20 protein-coding genes are annotated in these 24,118 nt (G+C 43.4%); 2 read left to right on the top strand and 18 right to left on the bottom strand.

Annotation, left to right across the window (positions count from 1 at the left end):
* Positions 1–99: 99 nt before the first annotated feature.
* The gene (locus OCV99_RS02200; protein WP_158367701.1) at positions 100–1,161 is read right to left on the bottom strand and encodes a Fic family protein; all 1,062 of its coding nucleotides are present in this window, start codon (positions 1,159–1,161) and stop codon (positions 100–102) included.
* A gap of 120 nt (positions 1,162–1,281) precedes the next feature.
* On the bottom strand, positions 1,282–2,685 hold the full coding sequence (locus OCV99_RS02195; protein ID WP_158367699.1) for an alanine/glycine:cation symporter family protein: 1,404 nt from the start codon (positions 2,683–2,685) through the stop codon (positions 1,282–1,284).
* Positions 2,686–2,818: 133 nt separating this feature from the next.
* On the opposite strand from OCV99_RS02195, the gene OCV99_RS02190 reads away from it, so the two are divergent.
* Positions 2,819–3,265: a GatB/YqeY domain-containing protein gene (locus tag OCV99_RS02190; RefSeq protein ID WP_158367697.1), complete on the top strand. Its 447-nt coding sequence runs from the start codon at positions 2,819–2,821 to the stop codon at positions 3,263–3,265.
* Positions 3,266–3,315: 50 nt separating this feature from the next.
* On the opposite strand, the gene OCV99_RS02185 is transcribed toward OCV99_RS02190, so the two are convergent.
* The 3 genes from OCV99_RS02185 to pth form a co-directional block, all read right to left on the bottom strand.
* Entirely contained in the window at positions 3,316–4,455 is a 1,140-nt protein-coding gene (locus OCV99_RS02185) for a SurA N-terminal domain-containing protein (RefSeq protein WP_158367695.1), read from the bottom strand.
* Between the two features lie 80 nt (positions 4,456–4,535).
* Positions 4,536–7,874 carry a transcription-repair coupling factor gene (gene mfd, locus OCV99_RS02180; RefSeq protein ID WP_158367693.1) on the bottom strand — a complete coding sequence of 1,113 codons (3,339 nt, stop codon included), beginning with the start codon at positions 7,872–7,874 and terminating at the stop codon, positions 4,536–4,538.
* A gap of 4 nt (positions 7,875–7,878) precedes the next feature.
* Positions 7,879–8,463, bottom strand: coding sequence for an aminoacyl-tRNA hydrolase (gene pth, locus OCV99_RS02175; protein ID WP_158367691.1), 585 nt, complete (start codon positions 8,461–8,463; stop codon positions 7,879–7,881).
* Between the two features lie 148 nt (positions 8,464–8,611).
* On the opposite strand from pth, the gene OCV99_RS02170 reads away from it, so the two are divergent.
* A complete protein-coding gene (locus OCV99_RS02170; RefSeq protein WP_158367689.1) occupies positions 8,612–9,043 on the top strand; it encodes an FMN-binding protein in 432 nt (143 codons plus the stop codon).
* A 30-nt stretch (positions 9,044–9,073) separates the two neighbouring features.
* On the opposite strand, the gene OCV99_RS02165 is transcribed toward OCV99_RS02170, so the two are convergent.
* From OCV99_RS02165 to mraY, 13 genes are all read right to left on the bottom strand, one after another.
* A complete protein-coding gene (locus tag OCV99_RS02165) occupies positions 9,074–9,337 on the bottom strand; it encodes a glyoxalase (RefSeq protein ID WP_158367687.1) in 264 nt (87 codons plus the stop codon).
* 66 nt (positions 9,338–9,403) lie between these two features.
* A complete protein-coding gene (locus OCV99_RS02160) occupies positions 9,404–10,051 on the bottom strand; it encodes an HAD family hydrolase (protein ID WP_158367685.1) in 648 nt (215 codons plus the stop codon).
* A 166-nt stretch (positions 10,052–10,217) separates the two neighbouring features.
* Entirely contained in the window at positions 10,218–10,994 is a 777-nt protein-coding gene (gene sigG / locus OCV99_RS02155) for an RNA polymerase sporulation sigma factor SigG (RefSeq protein WP_158367683.1), read from the bottom strand.
* Between the two features lie 524 nt (positions 10,995–11,518).
* On the bottom strand, positions 11,519–13,285 hold the full coding sequence (locus OCV99_RS02150; protein ID WP_158367681.1) for an ABC transporter ATP-binding protein: 1,767 nt from the start codon (positions 13,283–13,285) through the stop codon (positions 11,519–11,521).
* Positions 13,278–15,017 carry an ABC transporter ATP-binding protein gene (locus OCV99_RS02145; RefSeq protein WP_158367679.1) on the bottom strand — a complete coding sequence of 580 codons (1,740 nt, stop codon included), beginning with the start codon at positions 15,015–15,017 and terminating at the stop codon, positions 13,278–13,280. Before OCV99_RS02145 ends, OCV99_RS02150 begins: the two co-directional genes overlap by 8 nt.
* A gap of 126 nt (positions 15,018–15,143) precedes the next feature.
* On the bottom strand, positions 15,144–16,751 hold the full coding sequence (locus tag OCV99_RS02140) for an MBL fold metallo-hydrolase RNA specificity domain-containing protein (protein WP_158367677.1): 1,608 nt from the start codon (positions 16,749–16,751) through the stop codon (positions 15,144–15,146).
* 48 nt (positions 16,752–16,799) lie between these two features.
* Entirely contained in the window at positions 16,800–17,540 is a 741-nt protein-coding gene (gene sigE, locus OCV99_RS02135) for an RNA polymerase sporulation sigma factor SigE (RefSeq protein WP_158367676.1), read from the bottom strand.
* 14 nt (positions 17,541–17,554) lie between these two features.
* Complete coding sequence (locus OCV99_RS02130; protein WP_262574566.1) at positions 17,555–18,334, bottom strand: sigma-E processing peptidase SpoIIGA; 780 nt, start codon at positions 18,332–18,334, stop codon at positions 17,555–17,557.
* Positions 18,335–18,507: 173 nt separating this feature from the next.
* Complete coding sequence (gene ftsZ, locus OCV99_RS02125) at positions 18,508–19,716, bottom strand: cell division protein FtsZ (RefSeq protein ID WP_158367674.1); 1,209 nt, start codon at positions 19,714–19,716, stop codon at positions 18,508–18,510.
* A 136-nt stretch (positions 19,717–19,852) separates the two neighbouring features.
* Entirely contained in the window at positions 19,853–20,599 is a 747-nt protein-coding gene (locus OCV99_RS02120) for a cell division protein FtsQ/DivIB (protein WP_262574563.1), read from the bottom strand.
* Between the two features lie 27 nt (positions 20,600–20,626).
* A complete protein-coding gene (locus tag OCV99_RS02115; RefSeq protein WP_158367670.1) occupies positions 20,627–21,709 on the bottom strand; it encodes an FtsW/RodA/SpoVE family cell cycle protein in 1,083 nt (360 codons plus the stop codon).
* Positions 21,710–21,724: 15 nt separating this feature from the next.
* The gene (gene murD / locus OCV99_RS02110; RefSeq protein ID WP_158367668.1) at positions 21,725–23,077 is read right to left on the bottom strand and encodes a UDP-N-acetylmuramoyl-L-alanine--D-glutamate ligase; all 1,353 of its coding nucleotides are present in this window, start codon (positions 23,075–23,077) and stop codon (positions 21,725–21,727) included.
* 31 nt (positions 23,078–23,108) lie between these two features.
* Positions 23,109–24,065: a phospho-N-acetylmuramoyl-pentapeptide-transferase gene (gene mraY / locus OCV99_RS02105; RefSeq protein WP_158367666.1), complete on the bottom strand. Its 957-nt coding sequence runs from the start codon at positions 24,063–24,065 to the stop codon at positions 23,109–23,111.
* Positions 24,066–24,118: the final 53 nt, after the last annotated feature.

Here is a 24,118-nt window from a genome sequence, read left to right as displayed (position 1 = left end):
TTCCACTGATGGAAATAGTATCTGTAAACGAAAGGATTTTATACATTTCACCCAATTTAATGTAAGTACCCATCTTTAAAAAATATAACCATGTTAGTTTTAAATACGGACATAACCCGTAGACGGTCCTGCACCCACTTTTGCTATATATCCACTCTTAACCAGCTCTGTTAAAGTTCTTTCCACCGTCACTTTGCTTATATCCGGACAAAGTTCCATAATCTCTTTCTTTGTGATTTTCCCCACTTTTTGATCTATCATAGCTTTTATCCGGTCTGGTTTTGATAAAGTTCTGTTTTTTAAATGCTCCACACGATTTTCAAATTCATTGTATGCCTTCAAAACAATTCCGAGATAATATTTTACAAAAGGCGCATAATTGTTTTCATTCTCATGCCAGCCAGCTGAACTTGCCTGCAATGCTTCGTAATAAGTTTCTTTTGTCTTTTCTATCAGCATTTCCATACTCACGTATTTACCGACGATATAACCCGCTTTATAGAACAGCAATAATGTAAGCAATCGGCTCATGCGCCCGTTTCCATCGTTGAAAGGATGAATACAAAGGAAGTCTAATATAAACATGGGAATCAATACCAGCTTATCCATATGATCTGCTTCCCATGCTTCCAGAAACCTGCTGCACAGTTCATCCATCGCTTCTGCAGTCTGAAATGCCGGAACCGGTATGAATCTTGCCTTTTGATTACCTTCTGCGTCAATTTCAGCGATCACATTATCCGAATTTTTATAACTTCCTCCAATAGCTCCCTGCGAATAGGAATACAGATCACGGTAAAGCTGGAGAATGATGTTCGGTCTTGGGACAACATATTCATAACTTTCATGAATAGTAGCCAAGACCTCTCTGTATCCGGCGATTTCCTGCTCGGAACGGTTACGAGGTTCTGATTTTTGGTTTACCAGTTCTTCCAACCGCTTATCGCTTGTAAAAATGCCTTCAATTCGATTGGACGCCCCCGTACTTTGTATCAGCGCAACTGCAAGCAGCGTTTTCAATTCGTCAATATTTGCTTCAAGAAATAGCTCCTGTTTTCCTTTGTGTTCATGAATACTGACAATCATTTGGACAATTTCCGGCGTAAGAAGCGTTTCCGGCTGCTTTATATAATCAAATCTTCGCATAAAAATCTCCTTCATTTTTGTTTTATCTCCATCATTTTACCATGAAATGACGGAGATTTCAATGAACATGATGGAGATAAACTTCCCTGCACATACCTCTATTATTCCTTTACATCCCTTTTCCAAAAATAACAGTTACTGCCAGTAATCCACTTTCTGCGGAAGTTCAATATCCTTCGCATGGAATACCGGTTTCTTCCCCTGTTTTATCTGACTCTCATAATCCTTCAATGCGCGGAAAGCATATTTACTGAGTATCAATATCACCGGTATATTAATAATAGTCATACCGCCCATCGTAACATCTGCAATATCCCACAACAGTCCTGCATTCAGCCCTGCACCCACAAAAATTACCAGTGCGGCAATGATACGGTAAATCGTCATAAATACTTTCCCCGGAACATGCCCCAGGATATAATTCAAAACATTATCGACATAAAAAAGATTCCCCAGCAATGTTGTAAATGCAAACAAAATCATAGAAACCGTAATAAATATCGGCCCTACGCTTCCCAGGCTTTTTTCCAGCGCCGCCTGCACATAGGGAGCACCGGAGAGTGCTTCCGAAGGCTCAATTCCAGAACACATGCACATAAAAGCTGTCGCCGAGCAAAGCAGTAACGTATCAATAAAAACTGACAACACCTGCACCAATCCCTGCGCCGCCGGATGATTGACATCCGCAGAAGCTGACGCATTCGGGGCAGATCCCACACCGGCCTCATTGCTGAACAGCCCACGCTTAATGCCATACATCACACAGGAACCGCTAAAGCCTCCAAAAATCGCATGGATATCAAACGCTTCTTCCAGAATCCTTCCAAACACTTCCGGCAGATACGTAATATTCAACACGATAACCAAAAGTGAAACCAAAACATAGAGGACTCCCATAACCGGAACTAAAACACTCGTAATTTGAGCGATCCGGCGTCCGCCGCCTAACAGGCAGTATAAAACAATAACCGCCAGAACCGCGCCTATTATCCAGGGTGTCCATTTCGGATTATAAAAACGATAAGACGAAAACGTCGACTGAAGATTATAGGACGCCAGCATATTAAATCCAAATGCATATGTCAGAATCAAAAACACGGAAAACAAAAGTGCCAGCGGACGGCTGTGAAGCGCCGCCTCAATATAATAAGCAGGCCCGCCGTAACTGCCGGAATCTCCCCGTTTCTTATAAATCTGCGCCAGCGTACTTTCCACAAATGCCGACGCGCTGCCAATGATCGCGATAATCCACATCCAGAAAACCGAGCCAAACCCTCCAAGGCAGATTGCAGTAGATACTCCCACAATATTCCCTGTACCCACACGGGATGCCGTAGAAACCATAAGCGCCTGAAAACTGGACACCTTCCCCTCATTATCAGCAGGCTTGTCCATAAGCGATAAGACTGCCTGCTTCATCATACGGAATTGTACAAAGCGCCCACGAACCGTAAAATAAAGTCCGGCAAACAACAGTAAAACAATCAGCATCTTTCCGTACATGAAATCACTGACAAAAGAAATAATTTCTGAAAACATAGTCTCTTTCTCCTCTTCCTTTTAAATATTATGTTTATTATACAGGAATTTCAGGAAAGAATCAATTTTCCCTTTTGCACAATCTGCTATAATCCTGTATAATAGAGAAAGACGAACCAAAGGAGGAAAAAATATGAGCAAAATTGAAGAAGTAAGAAGTGCAATGGTCGCTGCCATGAAAGCTGGCGACAAAGAGACAAAAGAAACTTTATCCATGCTTTTGGCCGCTCTTAAGAATAAAGCCATTGATAAACGTGCCGACCTGACGGAAGAAGAAGAAGTCCAGGTCATCTTAAAGGAAATCAAACAGACAAAAGAAACTCTGGAAATGACGCCTGCAGACCGTACTGAAATCATCGAAGAATGCAGCAAACGTCTTGCCGTCTTAGAATCCTATGCTCCTAAAATGATGGACGAAGCAGAAATCAAAGAAGTAATTGGCGCCACTCTTGCAGAGCTTGGGATTGACGCTCCTACAGCCAAAGATAAGGGCAGGATTATGAAAGTCCTGATGCCAAAAGTAAAAGGGAAGGCAGACGGCAAACTGGTAAACGAAGTCCTCACATCATTTATGAAATAATATATCCAAAAGGCTGCCTGGTATTCCAGGCAGCCTTTTAATTGTTCTGCTTATTCTGCGGTATCGCCAGACTCTTCCGTAGTATCCTCTGCCGTGTCTTCCGCTTCCGTATCCCCGGCTGTATCTTCTGCTGCCGCATCTTCAGACGTATCTTCCGCCGCTGCATCTTCCGATGCGTCCTCAGTCTCTGTCTGCTTAGCCGTTACGCTTAACTCATTAAAATCAATTTTCGCCCATACCTTTTCATCAACGGTAATCTCGGCATCTTCACGCCATCCATCCAGAACTTCATTATATTTCTCACTCTGACGCTGTGATATAATTTCTTCCTTCTTCTGGCTTGTTGCTTCCTCGTCAAACAGGCTGGTAACTTTTGCCACATAGTAACCGTCCGTTCCTTCTACCAGACCTGTAACTCCACCCTCTTCCAGCGCATCTGCCGCCTCAATCAACGCTGTGTCATAAGATGTGGATTCTGCATCAAAGGTTGCTTCCTGTGCCTCCAGGCTATTTTCAGTTGCATATTCAGAGAAATCTTTCGCGTCTTTTACACCTTCTGCGAAATTCTCCGCTTCCTGCTTCAGTGTTTCTTTTTCTTCATCGGTCAAATCCACGCTATTACCGTCGTCATCCGCCGTTGTAAAAGAGAACTTCACATACTGCATCTTTTTCTGAGCTGCTTCTTCATCGGACACCTCTGTATCTGCCGTATCCATAATCGCATCTGCAACCTTATGCTGAATCGTAATCAATGTAAGCGCACGTTCCACCGTCTCCTGAGAACCGGATACTTTCTTCGCATCTGCTTCATCATTCGCCTCAACAAATTCTGCTGCCGCATCTGCAATTTTCTGCTTCTCTTCATCACTGACCGTAATCTCATATTCTTCCATATGGTCTTCTAACAAATACATATTTTCCAAAGACTCCAGAATAGACTCCTTCACAGACGTCTCGTACGTCTCTCCGCTTTCTCCTTCATTTGACCACATATCTTCGCCCAGATACTGTGCCATATAAGTCTCATACTGCGCCTGCGTATATCTGGCATAAAAGTTCGCCACATCGGCCGTAATCTCATCTCCGTCTACTGTTGCAACTACGGCGTTTTCATTTAAACTGCTACAGCCGGTGAGAGATGCTGCCGCCATCGCCCCCGCCAGAACTAATATTGCTAATCTTCTCTTCATTACTCTTCCATAACCTCCTTAGTGCTTCACACTGCGGGCATTCTCCTCCCGCCATTGTTTTTCATTATACCTTTTTTTTCTTATTCAAGCAATCCTTTCATGGAAATTAACACATTTTTCACAACTTCCATGACATTTTCATCTTTTTCTTTCTTATTACGCCCTGTTTTCGCATACACAAAGCAGGGCTGTTCTTCCGTCTTAAAAGTAAGCGCTCCTTTATATTCTGCAATTAATTCCGGAATTTTTTCCGGATGTATCTTCGCTTTTTCATACATGGTAAACAGATACTGCCCGCCTTTTTGTTCCACCGCCGTTACATACACGCTATGGGCAAGCGCCTTCAGTCCGGCAATAGCAAGAAGCTGCTCTACCTTCTTCGGAATATCTCCGAACCTGTCTATCAGCTCTTCTGTCATATCTTCCATTTCTTCTTCATTTTCTATGGCCGCTATCCTCTTATAAACATCCAGCTTCTGATATTCATTGCTAATATAGCTGTCTGGTATATAAGCATCTACATTCAGGTCGATGGTTGTCGTATAAGTCTCTTCCTCAATCTCACCCTTCAGATGCCTGACCGCCTCATTCAGCATTTTACAATACAAATCATATCCGACCGCTTCCATATTTCCATGCTGTTCAGCTCCCAGGAGATTACCGGCGCCGCGGATTTCCAAATCCCGCATGGCAATTTTAAATCCGGATCCCAGATCCGTGAATTCCCGGATTGCCGCCAAACGCTTTTCCGCCACTTCTTTTAACTGTTTATCCCTGCGGTATAAAAGGAAAGCATAAGCCATCCGGTTCGAGCGCCCCACACGCCCCCGCAGCTGGTAAAGCTGTGAAAGCCCCAGCCGGTCTGCATCATGGATGATCATTGTATTGACGTTAGAAATATCAAGACCCGTTTCAATAATCGTGGTGGACACAAGTACGTCTATCTCACCGTTAATAAAGTCAAACATAATCTTTTCCAGCTCATGTTCCCGCATCTGCCCGTGGGCATAAGCCACGGTCACATCCGGCACCAGTTTCTGAATCCTTCCGGTCATTTCCACAATATCCTCTACCCGGTTATATACATAATATACCTGTCCCTGTCTGGCACATTCCCGCTCAATCGCTTCCCGCACCATCTCTTCATTGTACTCCATCACATAGGTCTGGATAGGCATACGCTCTTCCGGTGCTTCCTCCAGCACACTCATATCCCGGATGCCAATCAAACTCATATGAAGCGTTCTTGGGATCGGCGTCGCTGTCAACGTCAAAACATCTACATTTTCTTTCAGCTTTTTAATTTTCTCCTTGTGCTGCACACCGAAACGCTGTTCTTCATCAATAATCAAAAGTCCCAGATCTTTGTACTGAAGGTCGCTGCTTAATACCCTGTGGGTTCCGATGATAATATCTACCAGCCCCCGCTTCGTATCTTCGATCGTTTTCTTCTGCTGGGCGGCCGTACGAAATCTGCACATCAGATCTACTCTTACCGGAAATTCTTTCATCCGCTGCGTAAAGGTGTTGTAATGCTGCTGTGCAAGAATGGTAGTCGGAACCAGATACACCACCTGCTTATTTTCCTGAACCGCCTTAAATGCAGCTCGAATCGCTATTTCCGTCTTCCCATAACCCACGTCCCCGCAAATCAGCCGATCCATAATTTTCGTGCTCTGCATATCTTTCTTTACAGCTTCAATGGCAAGAAGCTGGTCTTCTGTCTCCTCAAAGGGGAACATTTCCTCGAATTCTCTCTGCCAGACCGTATCCTCTCCATAAACAAAACCTTCCTGCTGCTGTCTTGCCGCATAAAGCTCCACCAGATCCTTTGCAATCTCTTTAACAGCACCCCGGACTTTTTTCTTCGTCTTTGTCCACTCCTGGGTTCCCAGCCGGTTCAGCTTCGGTTTCTTAGAATCCGCGCTGGCATATTTCTGTATCAAATCAAGCTGGGTTGCCGGGATATACAGGTTGCCGCCCTTGGCATAAGATATTTTCATATAATCCTTTGCGACCTTGTCTACTTCTATTTTCTCAATTCCCTGGTAAATACCCAGCCCATGGTTTTCGTGTACGACATAATCTCCTGCCTTCAATTCTGAAAAGCTTTGGATTTTCCGTCCTTCATAGGTCTTACGCTTCCGCTTTTTCTTTACCTTCCCGAAAATATCCGTTTCTGAGATGACTACAAATTTCAACATAGGATATTCATAGCCTTCCGCCGCATATCCGTATGCCGTCATGATTTCCCCCGGCTGCACTTCTCTGTCCATATCATCACTATAAAAGCTGCTCAGGTTGTAATCCCTGAGATCTTCCGCCAAACGCTTTGCTCTGGTTCTGGAGCCGGAAAGGAGCACCACTCTGTAACCGCTGCGTTTCAATTTTTTCAGGTCTCTCGTCAGCATTTCAAAGCTGTTATTATAAGGGTTTACCCCCTTTACCTGCAGTGCGTACCTTTGCCGTATTTTAAAGTCTGCCATCTTCATATCCAAAGAAGAAAAGCCAATGGCAGGATAGCGGTTCATCTTCTTTATTACATCTTTTGTACAGTACAATTCCATTTCCGTATCCGTGACATCATATCCATTCTCCAGGCGCTTCGCCTGCGCCTCCGTAAATTCCTGCTCAATTGCTTCGCCTCTTTCCACCAGCCTTGACGGCTCATCCAAAAAAAGGATTAATGAATCCTCGTCAAAATACTCAAGAAAAGATACTCTCCCGACCTCCTCCGAAATGAACTCATCTGCCGGATAAACCCGGATTTCTGCCAGATTTTCTATTGATCTCTGGCTGTCAACATCGAAAGTACGGATAGAATCCACCTCATCCCCCCATAGTTCAATTCGTACAGGCAATTCTTCTGTTAATGGATAAATATCCAAAATTCCGCCTCTTACTGCAAACTGTCCCGGCACCTCTACCTGGCTTTCTCTTTCATATCCAATAAACGCAAGCTGTCTTTCTATTTCATCCAGGTGAATACTCCCGGCATTTGTAATCGTCAAGGTACGCTGCAAAATCATTTCCTTCGGAAGCAGCGCATCCATAAAGCCGTCAAATTCTGTTACCACCGTAATTTCTTCTTTTTCCATCAGCGCTTTTACCACCGACATCCTCTGTTTCAAAAGCTCTTTTCCACGAAGGTCTGCCTGATAGAACAGAAAATCTTTTGCCGGATAGTAAAAGGTATTATTGTCCAGAAAATGATACTCTTCATAGACCTGCTTCGCTCTCATTTCACCAGAACAAACGATGACTTTATATTTACAGCCATCGCTCAGCGCATACATCATATGTGTTTTTTGCGAATTCACACACCCTGTGATCTGAATCACTCCCGGATTGTCCCTACGATGCTTCCGGATTTCCTCATATTCCGCCAATTCAGAAAGCGGCCTTATTAAGGCTTGCATAACCCTACTCCTTTATCTTTTTTATTTTTTTATTATATTCATTCATGGCAGTATCCACCTCACCCGCTACAATCAATGAAACCGCATTGACAGCACAATCATATCCTTCTTCCATCAGCTCTTTCTCTGCCTTTGAAAAATGTCCGAGAACATAATCTGCCAAATCATAGTTCTTCGGCTTTTCTCCAACACCTACTTTTATTCTCTGGAACACATCCGTTCCCAGATGAGAAATGATACTCTTAATTCCATTATGCCCTCCTGCACTTCCTTTTTTCCGAATGCGAAGCTGTCCCACATCGAGGCTGACGTCATCGTATATTACCAGCAATTCACTCTCCTCGTCCACTTTATAATAATCCACCAGGCTGCGAACACTCTCGCCGCTTAAATTCATATAAGTCTGCGGCTTTGCCAGAATCACCTTCTGCCCGTTAATAATCCCTTTTCCTATATATGCCCTGCTCTTTCTATAATCTACGGAAATATTATATTCCGCTGCAATTTTATCTATGACGTCAAATCCCACGTTATGTCTGGTTCCCTCATACTGAAGCGTGGGATTTCCGAGTCCGACAATAATAAACATAGCTGTTTCCTCCTTTTTGACCTCTGCCCTCCATTCTACAAGAAGCATTTCCTTTTGTCACCAGGAAAATTACCACCGGAATATTTTTTCCCAAAGGTTCATATATTATAAAAAGCAAAACTATAATTTCCAGATACGGGAGGGCTTTATGGGTTCCAAAACCAAAATCGTTGTATTACATATGAAAGAAATTATTTACACGGTACTTTTTGCCGTGTTAGCCATAGTTTTAATTCTTTTGCTTATTTTTATGTTTCTTCCTCACAGCAAAGATTCCAAAACGGCAGAAGAAAAATATATGCCCGGAATCTATACTTCTACGGTCACTCTGAATAATACTCCGCTGGAAGTAGAGGTAACTGTAGACGAATCGCACATTAACTCCATCCGCTTTTCCAATCTGGATGAAACCGTAACTACTATGTATCCTCTGATTCAGCCAACGATCGAAGATATCGCCGAACAGATCTATGAGAAACAATCTCTGGATAATATTGAATATTCCTCCGACAGTCCCTACACTTCTCAGGTCATCATTAATGCAATTGATGACGCCATTAAAAAAGCCGCGGCAAAATAGCAGCGGCTTTTCTTCCTGTAACAGGAAACCTTATCCCTCTACAATCAAATACTGGCCATTTGGCAATGGGAATACTTCTGAAGCTTCCTCCAATTCTTCCATAGACATATCATCCACATCCATTCCTTCTTCTTCAAAGAAAGTCTTTACATCCTGGATACTGTCCACGATTACCGCAATACAATCTTCCAAAAATGCTTCTGCTTCTTCCAGCGTCTCCGCCACCGGCTCATCAAACAACTGCAATTGCTTCTCCAAAAAAGTTTTCAAACATTCTTCATCATACTCATACATAACTAATATCCTCCCTTAAATCTCTCACCTTATGAAACGCCTCTCTGCCGCAATAGCGTTCTTTCATTACACATACTGTAATAATTCCTGTGGGACATCAATAATAATCTGTGCCCCTGCTTCTTTTAATGTTTCCCTGGAACGGAACCCCCAACTGACACCTACGCTTTTTACACCCGCAGCACTGCCTGTTGCAATATCCACCTCAGAATCCCCGATATACAGACACTCTTCTTTCGATATCTGCATCTTTTCAAGCAGATAAAACACGCCTGCCGGATCGGGCTTCCTTGCAAGGGATTCACTCTGCCCTTGTATCTCATCAAACATTCCGCTGCCGAAAATCTTCTCTGCCACATCCACTGTCTGTCCATGTGGTTTATTTGACAGCACACCCAGCTTCATTCCCCGCTTTTTTAATTCGTCCAGCATCTCCGGAATCCCTTCATAGGGTGTTACATGATATGTACAATTAGCGCCAAATATTCGCCCATATACCTTCATGCCTTCCTCCAGCCTCCCGGCATTCTCATCGCCGGACACCTGAAGCGCCCTCTTCATCAGACAGCGTGCCCCATTTCCGACAAACTGCCGGCACTGTTCACTTGAGATTGTTCTAAGTCCCATTTCCTTTAATGTCTCATTTACGGAATATGTTAAGGATTCCAATGTATTGGTTAATGTTCCGTCCAGATCAAATATACAAGCTCTCATACACTGCTCCTTTCTTCTTGCATTTATCATAGTATGAACCGTAAGAATTTTCAACAACAATTTAACCGGAGATGCAGTAAAATAATTCTTTCCCGCATCCCCGGCTTACTTTCATTCTGTTTTTGTCCTGTTTTTTCTAAATCTATCCTGCTAAAATCCGCTATATTCAGCTCAGGTACTGCTTCATTGTGCGCAATGCATTTTTCTCCAACCTGCTCACCTGTGCCTGCGATATTTTAATTTCTTTTGCTACCTCCATCTGTGTCTTGCCTTCAAAAAACCGCAATTCAATAATATATTTCTCCCGCTCGCCCAGATGCTCCATAGCAGCCTCCAACGCCAGGTCTTCTACCCATTTTTCTTCTTTATTTTTCTTATCACTAAGCTGATCCATCACATATAAGGCATCTCCCCCGTCGTTATAAACAGGCTCCTGCAAACTCATAGGCGTCTGGATTGCATCCAGGGCAAATACTATATCTTCTTTTGATATGCCAATTTCTTCTGCAATTTCCTGTACGGTGGGCTCCTTCAGATTCCGTTTCACATAATTTTCTTTTGCATAAATCGCTTTATATGCCGTATCCCGAAGTGAACGGCTGACGCGGATTGTATTGTTGTCCCGCATGTACCTTCGGATTTCCCCGATGATCATCGGTACCGCATAGGTAGAAAATTTCACATCTAACTCTGTGTTAAAGTTATTAATAGCTTTAATCAGTCCAATACACCCAATCTGAAACAGATCATCCGGATTCTCATTACTATTTGAGAAGCGCTTTATCACACTTAGAACAAGCCTTAAATTTCCTTTGATATACTCTTCTTTCGCCGATTCATCCCCTTCCTTAATCCGTGCAAACAACGCCTCTTTTTCCTTGTCATTGAGGACGGGAAGCTTCGCCGTATTTACACCGCATATCTCAACCTTACCCTGTGCCATAATAAGTACCCTCCTAGATGTATGAAGTAATTTTAAATCTAGTAAAATGATTCTCATTATGCACTTTTGCTATTCGCATGGGGATGAAATTTAATAAAGTTTTAGCCCTTGACAATTTTTAGTATCAGTTCAGCCATGCACAAAGTCACAAAAATCTGATTTCAAACTTGTTTGAAAATGAAGACTTTTTGTGTACTTTGTATATGGCGCTCTGCCATAAGCGAGAATTTCGCCGCGTACGCGGCGAAATAAGCTGCGAAGCAGCTAATTCGAGCTGTTATGGCTGAACTGATACAGTTTTTAGCTTCGCCCTATACACTCTCGCCGTGCTCGTACCTCGCTTTCGCTCCGCGAAACCTCGGTCCGCGGGCTTCGCCCTATACACTCTCGCCGTGCTCGTACCTCGCTTTCGCTCCGCGAAACCTCGGTCCGCGGGCTTCGCCCTATAAAAATAAAAAGACGAACAATTGCCAGTGTGCAAGCACACGCAATTGTTCGTCTTTCCATTTTTGCACGGCTCATGCCTAACGCGCAAATTGGGCGTTGTATAGTTGGGTGTAGAAGCCGTTTTGGGCGAGGAGTTCTTGATGGGTTCCTTGTTCGATGATGTTTCCGTCTTTCATGACGAGGATGACGTCTGCTTCTTTGATGGTGGATAGCCGGTGGGCTACGATGAAGGAGGTTCTTCCTTCCATCATTTTGGCGAAAGCGTTCTGTATCTTCTGTTCCGTCCGCGTGTCAATGGATGAGGTTGCCTCATCAAGTATTAGCATTGGCGGAAGGCAGAGCATGACTCTGGCGATGCAAAGAAGCTGTTTTTGCCCCTGTGACAGCATACCGCCGTCTTCTCCAAGTACGGTATCGTAACCTTCCGGCATTCTTCTGATAAAGCTATCACAATGTGCCTCTTTTGCAGCGCGAATGATTTCTTCTTCCGTGGCATCTGGTTTTCCATAGGCTATATTTTCCCGTACTGTACTGGATTTCAACCAGGTTTCTTGTAATACCATGCCAAAGCCTGCGCGCAAGCTTTCTCTGGTAATTTTCCGGGTATCCATACTGTCTATTTTAATTGTTCCGGAATTAACCTCATAAAACCGCATTAAGAGGTTAATTAAGGTAGACTTGCCGCAGCCGGTGGGACCCACAATCGCTATTCTCTGTCCGGGTTCTGCATGAAGATTCAGATCTTCTATCAATTTCTTATCTGCCTCATAACTAAAAGCAACATGCTGCATGTCTACATACCCTTGCGCATCTCCCAGTACACAGCTATCCCCTGTTTCTTCTTTTAATGCAGGCTGCTCAATTAGTTCAAACACTCTGGAGGCGGACGCAATGGAATTTTGAAGCTCTGTCACGACGCCTGATATTTCATTAAAGGGCTTCGTGTATTGATTGGCATAATTCAAGAAGCTGGTAAGCTGTCCAACCGTAATGAATCCTTTTACAGCGAAAAGTGCCCCTATCACTCCTACCGCTGCATAAACGATGGAATTAACAAATCTGGTAGCCGGATTCACGATGGATGAGAAAAATGTCGCTTTCATAGAATATCCTGCCAGCCTTTCATTGATTTCTTCAAATTCCTTCTGTGCTTCCTGCTCATGGGAAAATGCTTTCACCACCTTAAGATTTCCCAGCATTTCATCTGTCAATGCCGTAATGGCTCCCCTGGTCTCTGACTGACATTTAAACATGGTAAAAGTCTTTCCGGCAATAAATCTTGCCACAAAAAAGGACAGTGGCGTTACCGCAACCACTACAAGCGTAATAACGGGATTAATACTCAACATAAAAAGCAAAGTTCCAATAATAGTCGTCACTCCTGTAAACAACTGTGTAAAGCCCATCAGAAGCCCTTCGGAAAACTGGTCGGTATCTGTAATAATCCGACTCACAATATCTCCCGAAGGATGACTGTCCAGGTAACTGATGGGAAGCACCTGGATATGATTAAATGCTTTCGTGCGGATATCCTCCACTACGTAATAAGTTACTCTGTTATTAATATGATTCTTCATCCATTGAACACCGGCAGTTATCAGGGATACCACCAATATTTTTTTTAAAATCACAAAAAGCGCAGATGCATTGACCTGTCCCGGTCCTACAATCTGATCCACCGCCTGCCCGATTAAAATTGGTATATACAGGGTAAATACTACCGATATTGCCGCCAAGATTACAGATGCCAACACCATTCCCTTATATTTGGAAATATAATTCAAAATTTTTCGGATCGTTGTCTTGTTTTTCTCACCTCGTTTTGCAATTCCCTCTTTACGCATGGCGCATCACCTCCTCTTCCGAAAACTGTGACAGACAGATTTCCTGATATACTGGACAGTCGGTCAGAAGCTCTCTATGCGTTCCGACTCCCGCAATCTTCCCATCATCCAATACCACAATCTTATCCGCATTTTTTACGGTAGCCGCGCGCTGGGACACAAGAAAAACCGTCATATTTTCTGTATTTTCTCTGATTGCTTTCCGAAGTGCCGCATCTGTAGCAAAATCCAAAGCAGATGCCGAATCATCCAATATCAGGATTTCCGGCTGCCGTACCAAGGCTCTTGCAATGGTAAGCCGCTGCCTCTGCCCTCCACTTAAGTTTCTTCCATTCTGCTCTACAGGCATATCTAATCCATCTCGTTTCTTCTCCACAATTTCTGCTGCCTGTGCAATCTCCAACGCCTTCCTGATTTCCGTATCATCTGCATCTTTTTTTCCCCATTTCATATTTTCCCGAAGCATTCCTTTAAAAAGGACTGCTTTCTGGGGCACAACTCCAATCCGCCGTCTCAATTCCTCCAGATTCAGATTCTTTATCGGTACACCTTTAAAACGGATTTCTCCTTCCGTTACATCATAAAATCTTGGAATCAGATTCACCAATGTCGTTTTCCCACTTCCGGTTCCTCCGATAACCCCAATGGTATCTCCTGCTTTCACGCTGAAATTCACATTTTTCAGGCTCGGCTCCTTACTTCCGGCATAGGAAAAGCTCACCTTATCAAATACCAGTAATTCTTCCGTCTGAGTATTGATACCCACAGAGTCCTCGCCGCTTTTCACAGACGGTCTTATATCGAATACCGTATTGATCCTGGAAAGACAGGCAGATGCTTTTGACATTAAGATAATCAAATCTGCCAGTTTTATTAATTCTGTCAGAATCTGCAGCATATAATTTACCAGGGCAACCACCTGCCCCTGGCTGAGACTTCCGGTATCCACTCTTTTCCCGCCGATATAAAGCAGGAGAATAACCGCCAGATTCACCACAATATAAGTCAAGGGATTTAAAAGTGCTGAAATCTTTCCCACAAACACTTGCGAAGAAACTAAAAAATCGTTTTCGTTTTTAAATTCTTTCTTTTCGTTCTGTTGACGGTTAAATGCACGCACCACTCTGACACCCAGAAGATTTTCGCGGGTAATCAGCATCACTTTATCCAACTGCTTCTGCACCTTCTTGTAAAGAGGCATAGAACACAGCATAACAGCAAAGACGATCACCGCCAATGCCGGAATAGTTACCACAAAAGTCATTGCAGCCTCTTTATCCACCGTAAATGCCATAATCATCGCTCCAAATACGATAAAAGGCGAACGCATAAATAATCTGAGGAACATATTCACTCCCGTCTGCACCTGATTAACATCTGATGTCATACGTATAATCAGAGTTGAAGTCCCTTCCATATCTATATCTGTATATTCCAGGCTCAGAATATGCCGGAAAAGATCCTTTCTCATACTCGTACCGGCACGTATCGCCACATTTGCCGCAAAATACTGTGCCGTAATAGAACACGTGAGCCCTATCAGCGCCAAAAGCACCAGAAGCCCTGCCATCCTTAAAATATACGCATTATCGGCTCTACGTATCCCATTATCAATCATGTCTGCCACAACCAGCGGAACCAGCAGCTCAAAGCATGCTTCCAGACATTTAAAAAGAGGGGCTATCACCGTTCTGCATCTATAGTCTTTTAAATATCCAAGTAACCGTTTCATTTTACTTCTCCTACCTTCTCCCTTTCTTTTCATTATGTCCGTGCCAAAGACTTTTATCAGTTTACCACTCTTTTCCAAATAAAAAAAGGGCTTTGCATCACAAAGCACCTTTTCTTCCACTATCTTTTATCTGTCCCATTTATCTGCCAGATTGTGGATCTGTGTCTCGAATTTTGCAAGCTCCTTATTCGCAAGTCCCTCATTCTTAAGCACAACTTCCATCAAGTATTTTGCGGCAGCTACCACACGGCCAAACGCCGCAGATGCCCTTGCTCTCTCCGGCTTCTCTACCGCCTTCTTCGGCACTCTGACGCCTTCAGAAAGTATGGTATTTGTCACAAGATCCACGCAGCCTCCTGAAAATGGAGCGAACGCAGGACACTTTATTGTTTCTTCAACAACTTTTGCAAATCTTTCCGTCACAGTATCCTCGCCATGTACAACAATGATTCTTTCCGGCCGGCTCTCGAAACCTTTCAGCCAGTCAAGAAGACCGTTCATATCCGCATGTCCGCTTATCCCTTTCAAAGATTCAATCCGCGCATTTACTGTAATATTTTCGCCAAACAGTTTCACACATTCCGCACCTTCAATTAATTTGCGCCCTAATGTACCCACTGCCTGATATCCCACAAAACAAATCGTACACTCCGGTCTCCATAGATTATGCTTGAGATGATGTCGGATACGTCCCGCGTCACACATACCGGAAGCAGAGATAATTACCTTCGGTTTTTCATCCATATTGATGGCTTTGGAATCCTCGCTGGTAACAGATGTCTTAAGCCCCGGAAACCGTAATGGGTTAATTCCTTGTTCCACAAGTGCCATTGCTTCCTCATCAAAACAAGATTTCACATTTTTATTGAAAACATTGGTTGCCTCCACCGCAAGCGGACTATCCACATACACATCAAAATCCGGATATTCAGGAAGCAGCCTTTTCTCTTTAATCTCTCTGATGAAATAGAGAAGTTCCTGCGTCCTTCCTACCGCAAAGGAAGGAATCACCACATTACCTCCTTTTTCGAAAGTCTCTTTCAATATCCTGGTAAACTCTCCTATGTAATCCGGTCTTTCCACTCCATGGGTTCTGTCTCCGTAAGTTGACTCAATCACAATATAATCTGCTTCCTTCACCTTCTGCGGATCCTTGATAATTGGTTGATCCGTATTCCCCACATCACCGGAAAATACAATCTTTTTCCTTACGTCTCCTTCCGTAACCCAGACCTCAATGCTTGCAGAACCAAGAAGATGGCCGATATCATTAAATTGTACCTCAATCCCGTCACAGAGCGTTATTCTTTGTCCATAGTCGCAAGGCGCCAATAGCTTTATCGCATTCTGCGCATCTTCCATGGTATACATCGGTTCATATGGCTCCGCCCCGCTTCTTTTTGCCTTCCTGTTTCTCCACTCAGCCTCAAATTCCTGAATATGTGCACAGTCACGGAGCATAATATTACACAAATCCGACGTGGCAAATGTGGTAACAATCTCTCCGCAAAATCCCTGCCTGCAAAGAAGCGGTAATTTGCCGGAATGATCTACGTGCGCATGCGTAAGTAAAACATAATCAATCTCTCTGGCCGACACCGGAAGCGGCTGATTCTCATACAGATCCGGTCCCTGCTCCATCCCACAGTCAATCAGAATATTCTTTCCACATGCCTGCAGCAAATGACAGCTTCCTGTTACTTCATGGGCTGCTCCAAAAAAGCTAAGTCTCATACACCCAACCCCTTTTTCTTTTATTGTACCACCTTTTTCATTATGTGACTATGAATATTTCACCATTTCTCTCCGCAGACGCTGCATAATTTTCTTCTCAAGCCTGGATATGTAAGACTGGGAAATCCCCAGAATATCTGCCACTTCCTTCTGTGTTTTTTCTTCTCCGTCCGGCATACCTATACCAAAACGCATCTTAATAATCATCTGTTCCCTTCCTGAAAGATGGCTGAGTGCCTTTATCAAAAGCTTTCGCTCCGCTTCATTTTCCAGATCTTTATAAATAGTATCCTCCTCTGTCCCCAGAATATCCGACAAAAGAAGTTCATTGCCATCCCAATCCACATTCAGCGGTTCATCGATAGAAACCTCCAGCTTTGTTTTATTATTACGCCTCAAATACATTAAAATCTCATTCTCTATACACCTCGACGCATAAGTTGCGAGTTTAATTTTCTTTTCCGGATTAAATGTATTAATTGCTTTGATTAACCCAATCGTTCCTATAGAAATTAAATCCTCCACTCCGACGCCCGTATTATCAAATTTTTTGGCTATATACACCACCAGACGGAGATTATGTTCAATCAGCCTCTTCTTAGCAGTCTTATCTTCTTCTGTACCCAGCTTACGGATTGTCCTCGCTTCATCATCCATTTCCAGGGGGGCAGGGAGGATATCCGACCCACCTATATAATGTATATCTCTCTTATCAGGTAATAGCAATGTACGAAAATCCGGGATAACTTTTAGTTTAAATTGATTCGGTACTGCTATTTTAATCATCATGTTCCATTCCTCCTCTATACTTCAGGGTTCAGTATCATATCATATTCTTTTCCCAGGGATATTTCTCCATCGCTGATTCCGATAACCGGAAGTTCTATCCACTCTTCTTCTTCGCCGCAGATACACATTTTATCCAGTGTCACAACCGGAATCACCCCTCTGTTCCTGCCAATTGAATGGTAAGGGATATACCGGATGCTTTCCGGAATCTTTCCGTCAAATAAATCCTCCGCGGTTTTCCTGTCAACGATGCTGACCGCTTTGCCTGTAAAGGTATCATTCAACCGGTTACCGGTATCCAAAAGCGCTCTGACCGTACAGGATTTTTCACCCAGATACAATTCAACCCTGCAGAAATATTTTCCAAAATGCAGCAGCGACATCAAAAATGCCAGCACAGCAGAAGCAATATAATAGCTTGCCACTGCCAAGGCAAAAAAAAGACTGCCTGTTTTCACATACTGATCAAGACAGGAAAAGATGCCGCCTACCAGGAACCCACTAATATAAAGGGTAATCAGCGCTTTTACAAAAATCCGCCCCCACTTGATCCCGAGCCCCGTTTTAATTAACACAACATTTACAACTGTATGGAACAAAATGAATTTTATAAACGTATACGGGACAGGTATTACTACTATCACACAGGTCAATATAGATCCTGCAAGCGCGCCCAGACAGACACGGCCATACGAAGCATCCGCTTTGATAAGCCTGCGTGTAATCAAAAGCAGTATATAATCCATCATAAAGTTTACTAAAAACAATACGTCTATGTACAATTCATAATACACGTTCCACCTTCTCCTTCTCTTATGATACTAAATCGATTTGGTACTTAAGCATGATTAATTATACGAATAGATCTCTGAAGAATTTGTCAGATACTGGTAGATGGACAAAAGTTTTCTTCGACAAAAAAAGCAGCCTGAACTTACGTTCAAACTGCTTTTTGTAAACATATTTATTATCTTTTAAAGAAATCCGGAATCTTGATAGACTGCTCCTTCACCTTACTGGTTGGTGTCTTCGGCGTCTCTAAAGTAGGCATCGTTCCTCCCACCGTTCTTCTCGGAGCGGAAGTTGTCCCTCCTGCTGATGTAGGCGCAGCGCCAAAATCTACCTTCGACGCATGTGCGTTTCTATCATATCCTGATGCGGGCGGAACCATATTAGACCGCTGATTGCTTTCCAGTCTGGATTTCAGCTTAGAGGTTGTACCGCCGACATTATGTAATCCTGTCGCAATAACGGTAATCGTTGCCTCATCCGTTCTGGAATCGTCATACATCGCACCAAAAATAATATTCGCATCCTCACCTGCAAGATCCTGTACATATTCTGCCGCGTCAGAGGCATCCATAAGTGTAATGTCACCGGATACATTGATGATTACATGAGAAGCTCCTGCAATCGTCGTCTCAAGAAGCGGACTCGCAACAGCCTGTTTTACTGCCTCAAGAGCCTTGTCGTCACCGCGGCCTTCGCCGATACCAATATGAGCAATACCCTTATCCGTCATAACGGTCTGGACATCCGCAAAGTCAAGGTTAATCAGAGCCGGAACATTAATCAGATCCGTGATTCCCTGAATACCTTGCTGCAATACTTCATCAGCCTTCTTCAACGCCTCCGGCATCGTAGTCCTTCTGTCTACAACTTCCAAAAGCTTATCATTCGGAATTACAATCAGTGTATCAACACTTTCTTTTAACTTCTCAATTCCTGAGAGAGCATTATTCATTCTTGTCTTAGACTCAAAATGGAAAGGCTTCGTCACAACACCTACAGTCAAAGCGCCCTGCTCCTTCGCAATCTTTGCTACCACAGGAGTTGCCCCCGTTCCGGTTCCGCCTCCCATACCGCAAGTTACGAATACCATGTCTGCGCCCTTCAATGCTGCTGAAATCTCTTCTGAGCTTTCTTCTGCCGCTTTCTCACCAATCTCTGGTTTCGCTCCCGCACCCAGTCCTTTGGTAAGCTTGTCCCCAATCTGCATAAGTGTAGGAGCCTTACATAACTGAAGTGCCTGTTTATCTGTATTAATCGCAATAAATTCAACGCCGGCTATCTGCTCATCAATCATACGGTTGACAGCATTGTTACCGCCTCCGCCTACTCCAATAACAATTATCTTAGCTGCTGCTTCTGATTCGTTTGTTTTAATTTCTAACAAGGGTTTCTCCTCCTTCGTTCCATCCTTAATAAAATATTATACATCCCGTAAGCAAAATCTCTGCCACCTAAGTTATATAATATAGGTTTTTAATCAAAATATCAATAGAATTTTACCTATTTTTCCTGATTTTCGCCTATTTTTCCTGCACTTCTTCCGGCAATTCACCAGAATCAAAAGTAATCGTATTACTTTCATCTTCGTAATGCTCCAGTCGGAGCGTCCCTGTCTGGCCTTGAAGCTTAGAAAGAATCGGCGGTATCTGCGCCATTTTCTCCAATGTAACCTTATCTCCCAGCGCTACGCATACATCCTGAAAAACCAAATAAATACCACTGTCTCCGCAGACAATTCTGTCCGGCGCCAATTCAAACTGCTTTAACTGGGTCGTCGTATCCAGAATCGCCTCAAAAAGATCTTCATCTATGTTAGGAATCGTCGCATACAATTCCGTGCCGGCGGCAGAAATCCCCTCAATACAGGGAACGCCTTCCAGAATCTTCGTTTCCTTCAGAACCACCGTGCCCTCTTTATCAAAATATACATAACTTCCTTCGTCATACACATAGCCAATGATTTCTTTTTCCCCGACACGGATTTTCACCGTCCATGGATTCTTAAGGCTTGCTTTCATGCTAACAACACTGCCCGGTTTCTCATAATCTGAAAAACGGTATTTCCACAAAACATACAGTGAATTAAAAGTGTATCTATCTTCTTTTACTAATTCCACAATCTCCTGGCTATCCGTATATTCATTTCCCGTTACTTCTATCTTCTGTACATAAAAGAGTAGGAATACTGACATCACAATAATTGCAATACCAAGCACAATAACAGTCAACGCATATAACTTGTAACTCTTCTTTCTCTTCCGAATCATATCACTCCTCCTCTTTTTCCACATCTGCTATTTTACCAGAGAAGACACACTCAACACAAGCCCCATTTCCAATAAAAGAAATACGACCGAAGTTCCGCCGTAACTGATAAACGGCAGCGTAATCCCCGTATTCGGTATGGTATTGGTAACAACTGCAATATTTAAAATCACCTGTATCATCATATGCGCCATTGCTCCTGACGCAATCAGCGCTCCAAAAAGATCCTGCGCCTGCGTCGCAATCACAAAAAAGCGCCAGATAAGTATCAAAAACAGGATCAATATGAATCCCGCCCCAAAAAGCCCCAATTCCTCACAAACAATCGAAAAAATCATATCATTTTGAGCTTCCGGCACAAATCCCAGTTTCTGAACACTTTCCCCGAGTCCCCGCCCGAACAAGCCGCCGGAGCCTATTGCATAAAGTCCCTGCAGCGTCTGGTACCCTTTCTCATATGCTTCCGGATTTCTCCAAATAGCAATACGCTCAAGCCGATAACTTTCAAGTGCCAGGAAAATTGCCATAAATCCTGCTCCCAGCGTTCCCATCCAAAGGAATTGCCCATACTTCGGGCTGGCAACAAATACCAAAACAACTCCAATCCCAAGAATAATGATTGCCGTGCTCAGATTACTGGCTCCTACCAGCCCTACAATCGGCAGGATGGAAATCATAACTTTCAAAAGCGTCTTCATATTTCCCATCTGTTTTACATTCTTCGTTACAATATGTGCAAGAAACAAAATAATCGCCACTTTGGCAAACTCTGACGGCTGAAAAGAAAGAGGTCCTAAAGACAGCCATCTTTTGGACCCATTGTATTCATCTCCTACAAATATAACGGCTACTGACAGAAGAATTGCCGTAATATATCCCAACACAGCAAGGTGCCGCCAGATATGATAATCTGTATTTGCCATAAAAAACATCGCCGCAATCCCAAGACTTGTGGCAAAAACCTGCTTTTTCAAATAATAAAAAGAATCCTGAAATTTCACTTCTCCGTTGTAGGCACTTGTACTGTAAAGAATCACTAGTCCCGTAATGATAAGCAGGAATAATGCAGCCAGCAAAGTGTAATCATATTTTCTTTTTTTTGAATCCGGCAACCTGAAGCCCTCTCCTTATAAGGAATTTACAATTTCTTTAAATTTATCTCCCCGCTCTTCGTAATTTTTAAACATCCCCCAACTTGCACATGCCGGTGAAAGAAGGACAGCATCTCCCGGCTTAGCAGTACGGATACAAACATCCATTGCTTCTTCAAAAGTGTCCGCCAGCGTAATATTATGCAATCCGCACTCTCTTGCTTCTTCTGCGATCTTCTCCTTCGTCTGACCGATCAGGACAAGTTCTTTTACCTTTCCGTCAAAGCTCATAAGCCACTCTTTGTAATCGGAATTCTTATCATACCCTCCGCCAATCAGCACAGTCGGACGGTTCATTGCCTGGATTCCTCTGATGGCAGCATCCGGGTTCGTGCCCTTGGAATCATTATAATAGGCAACTCCATTTTTTTCTGCCACAAATTCTATTCTGTGTTCCACCCCTGCAAACGTCCTGACGCTCTCTCGTATTTTCTCCATTGGTACACCGTAAGCAGCCGCCATCGCCACCGCCGCCATGACATTTTCAAAATTATGCATTCCCAGAAGTTTCAGCTCCTTTACATTACATACCAGACATTCTTCCGGGTTTTTATAAATAATATTCCCATCTTCCAGATAAATTCCCTTTTCCAGCTTACGCCTGCTGCTAAAATACAGAACCTGAGCCTCTATCTTTTCTCCAAACTTTCTGAGAACTTCATCTTCATAATTCAATACACAGACATCGTTCTGCGTCTGGTTCTTCGCAATATTCATCTTCGCCTGAATATAAGCTTCCATCGTGTGATGACGGTTCAGATGATCCGGTGTCAGATTCAGAATTGCAGAGACTCTGGGGCGGAAGGCATCCGTACTTTCCAGTTGAAAGCTGCTCATCTCAGCCACGATAACAGAATCTTCCCGGGTATCATCAACTACCGTCGTATAAGGATTTCCAATATTTCCAACCACAAAAACACTTTCCCGGTCATTCTTCATAATCTCTCCCAAAAGCGCCGTCGTCGTCGTCTTTCCGTTCGTCCCTGTAATTGCCAGCACCTCGCCTTTTCCAAGCTGATAAGCAAGCTCAATCTCACCAATCACCGGAATCTTCTTCTCATGCATTTTCTTTACAATCGGAAGATCTGTGGGAACACCCGGACTGATAATTACCATATCCAGCACACCCAGCAATTCCTCCGGAAAAGCCCCCAGCACAATCTCTGTTTTGCTGTCTGTACCAAGCTGATCTTTTACTGCCTGTCTGTCAAGCTTCTCATTACCGTCATATAATACAACTTTCGCTCCACGTTCTTCCAAAAGTCCCGCAGCCCCGATTCCACTGATACCGGAACCAAACACCAGAACCTTTTTTTCTGCTACTTCCATAATATCCTCCCCGTACAAAATCACTGCTCTGCTACATTGCCATCAACGCAATCAGGCAGAGAATTGTCGTAATAATTGAAAATACTGCCACAACTCTTGTTTCGGACCACCCGCACAATTCAAAATGATGATGAATTGGCGCCATCTTAAAAAACCGCTTGCCTCCGGTCTTTTTAAAATATGTTACCTGAATCATAACACTTAATACTTCTACCAGATAAACCAGGCCCACAATCATAATAAATATCGGCATCTGAAGCATATACGCCGTGGATGCCACAAATCCTCCCAGCGCCAGTGAACCTGTATCTCCCATAAATACGCTTGCCGGATACACATTAAAAAGCAGAAAGCCGAGTAAAGCTCCTACTACTGCGCAGGTAATCGGCTCTATCCCGCTCTTCGTCCCGATTGCCACTACCGTAAAGAACGTAGCTACCAAAACCGTCACACTGGAGGCAAGACCATCAAGACCGTCTGTAAAATTGACCCCGTTTACCGTGCCGATCACTGCTACAAAAAGAAGCGGAATCGCCAGCCAGCCAATATCCAGATATTTTCCTCCAGAAAACGGAATCAACATGGTAAGCGGAACATCCGTAAAACGAACAATATAGAACGCAAACACCGCCGTAACCAGAATCTGAAGCGCCATCTTCTGTTTGGGGAACAATCCATCGGAGCGCTTCATAACCACCTTCAGATAATCATCCAAAAATCCAATCAATCCAAATCCCAGCGTCACAAATAAAATAGGAATAATCTTCGGATAATCCTTAATATAAAACACGGATGTTATTACAACACTGAGAAGAATGATGACACCGCCCATAGTTGGCGTTCCTGCCTTCTTTAAATGTGACTGCACCCCTTCTTCCCGCTCTGTCTGCCCCATTTTCAATTTACGCAGCACCGGGATAATCAGCGGCCCCATTATCACACTCAATGCAAAGGAAATCAATACTGGTATAAACACCTTGTAATCCATATATACACCTCTTTACTTCTTTTGTTAATCTCTTTTTTCGACTTACAATAGTA

The organism is Dorea acetigenes, assembly GCF_025567385.1.
Classification (GTDB): Bacteria; Bacillota; Clostridia; order Lachnospirales; family Lachnospiraceae; genus Claveliimonas; species Claveliimonas acetigenes.
This window is presented reverse-complemented; position numbering and strand designations above follow the sequence as displayed.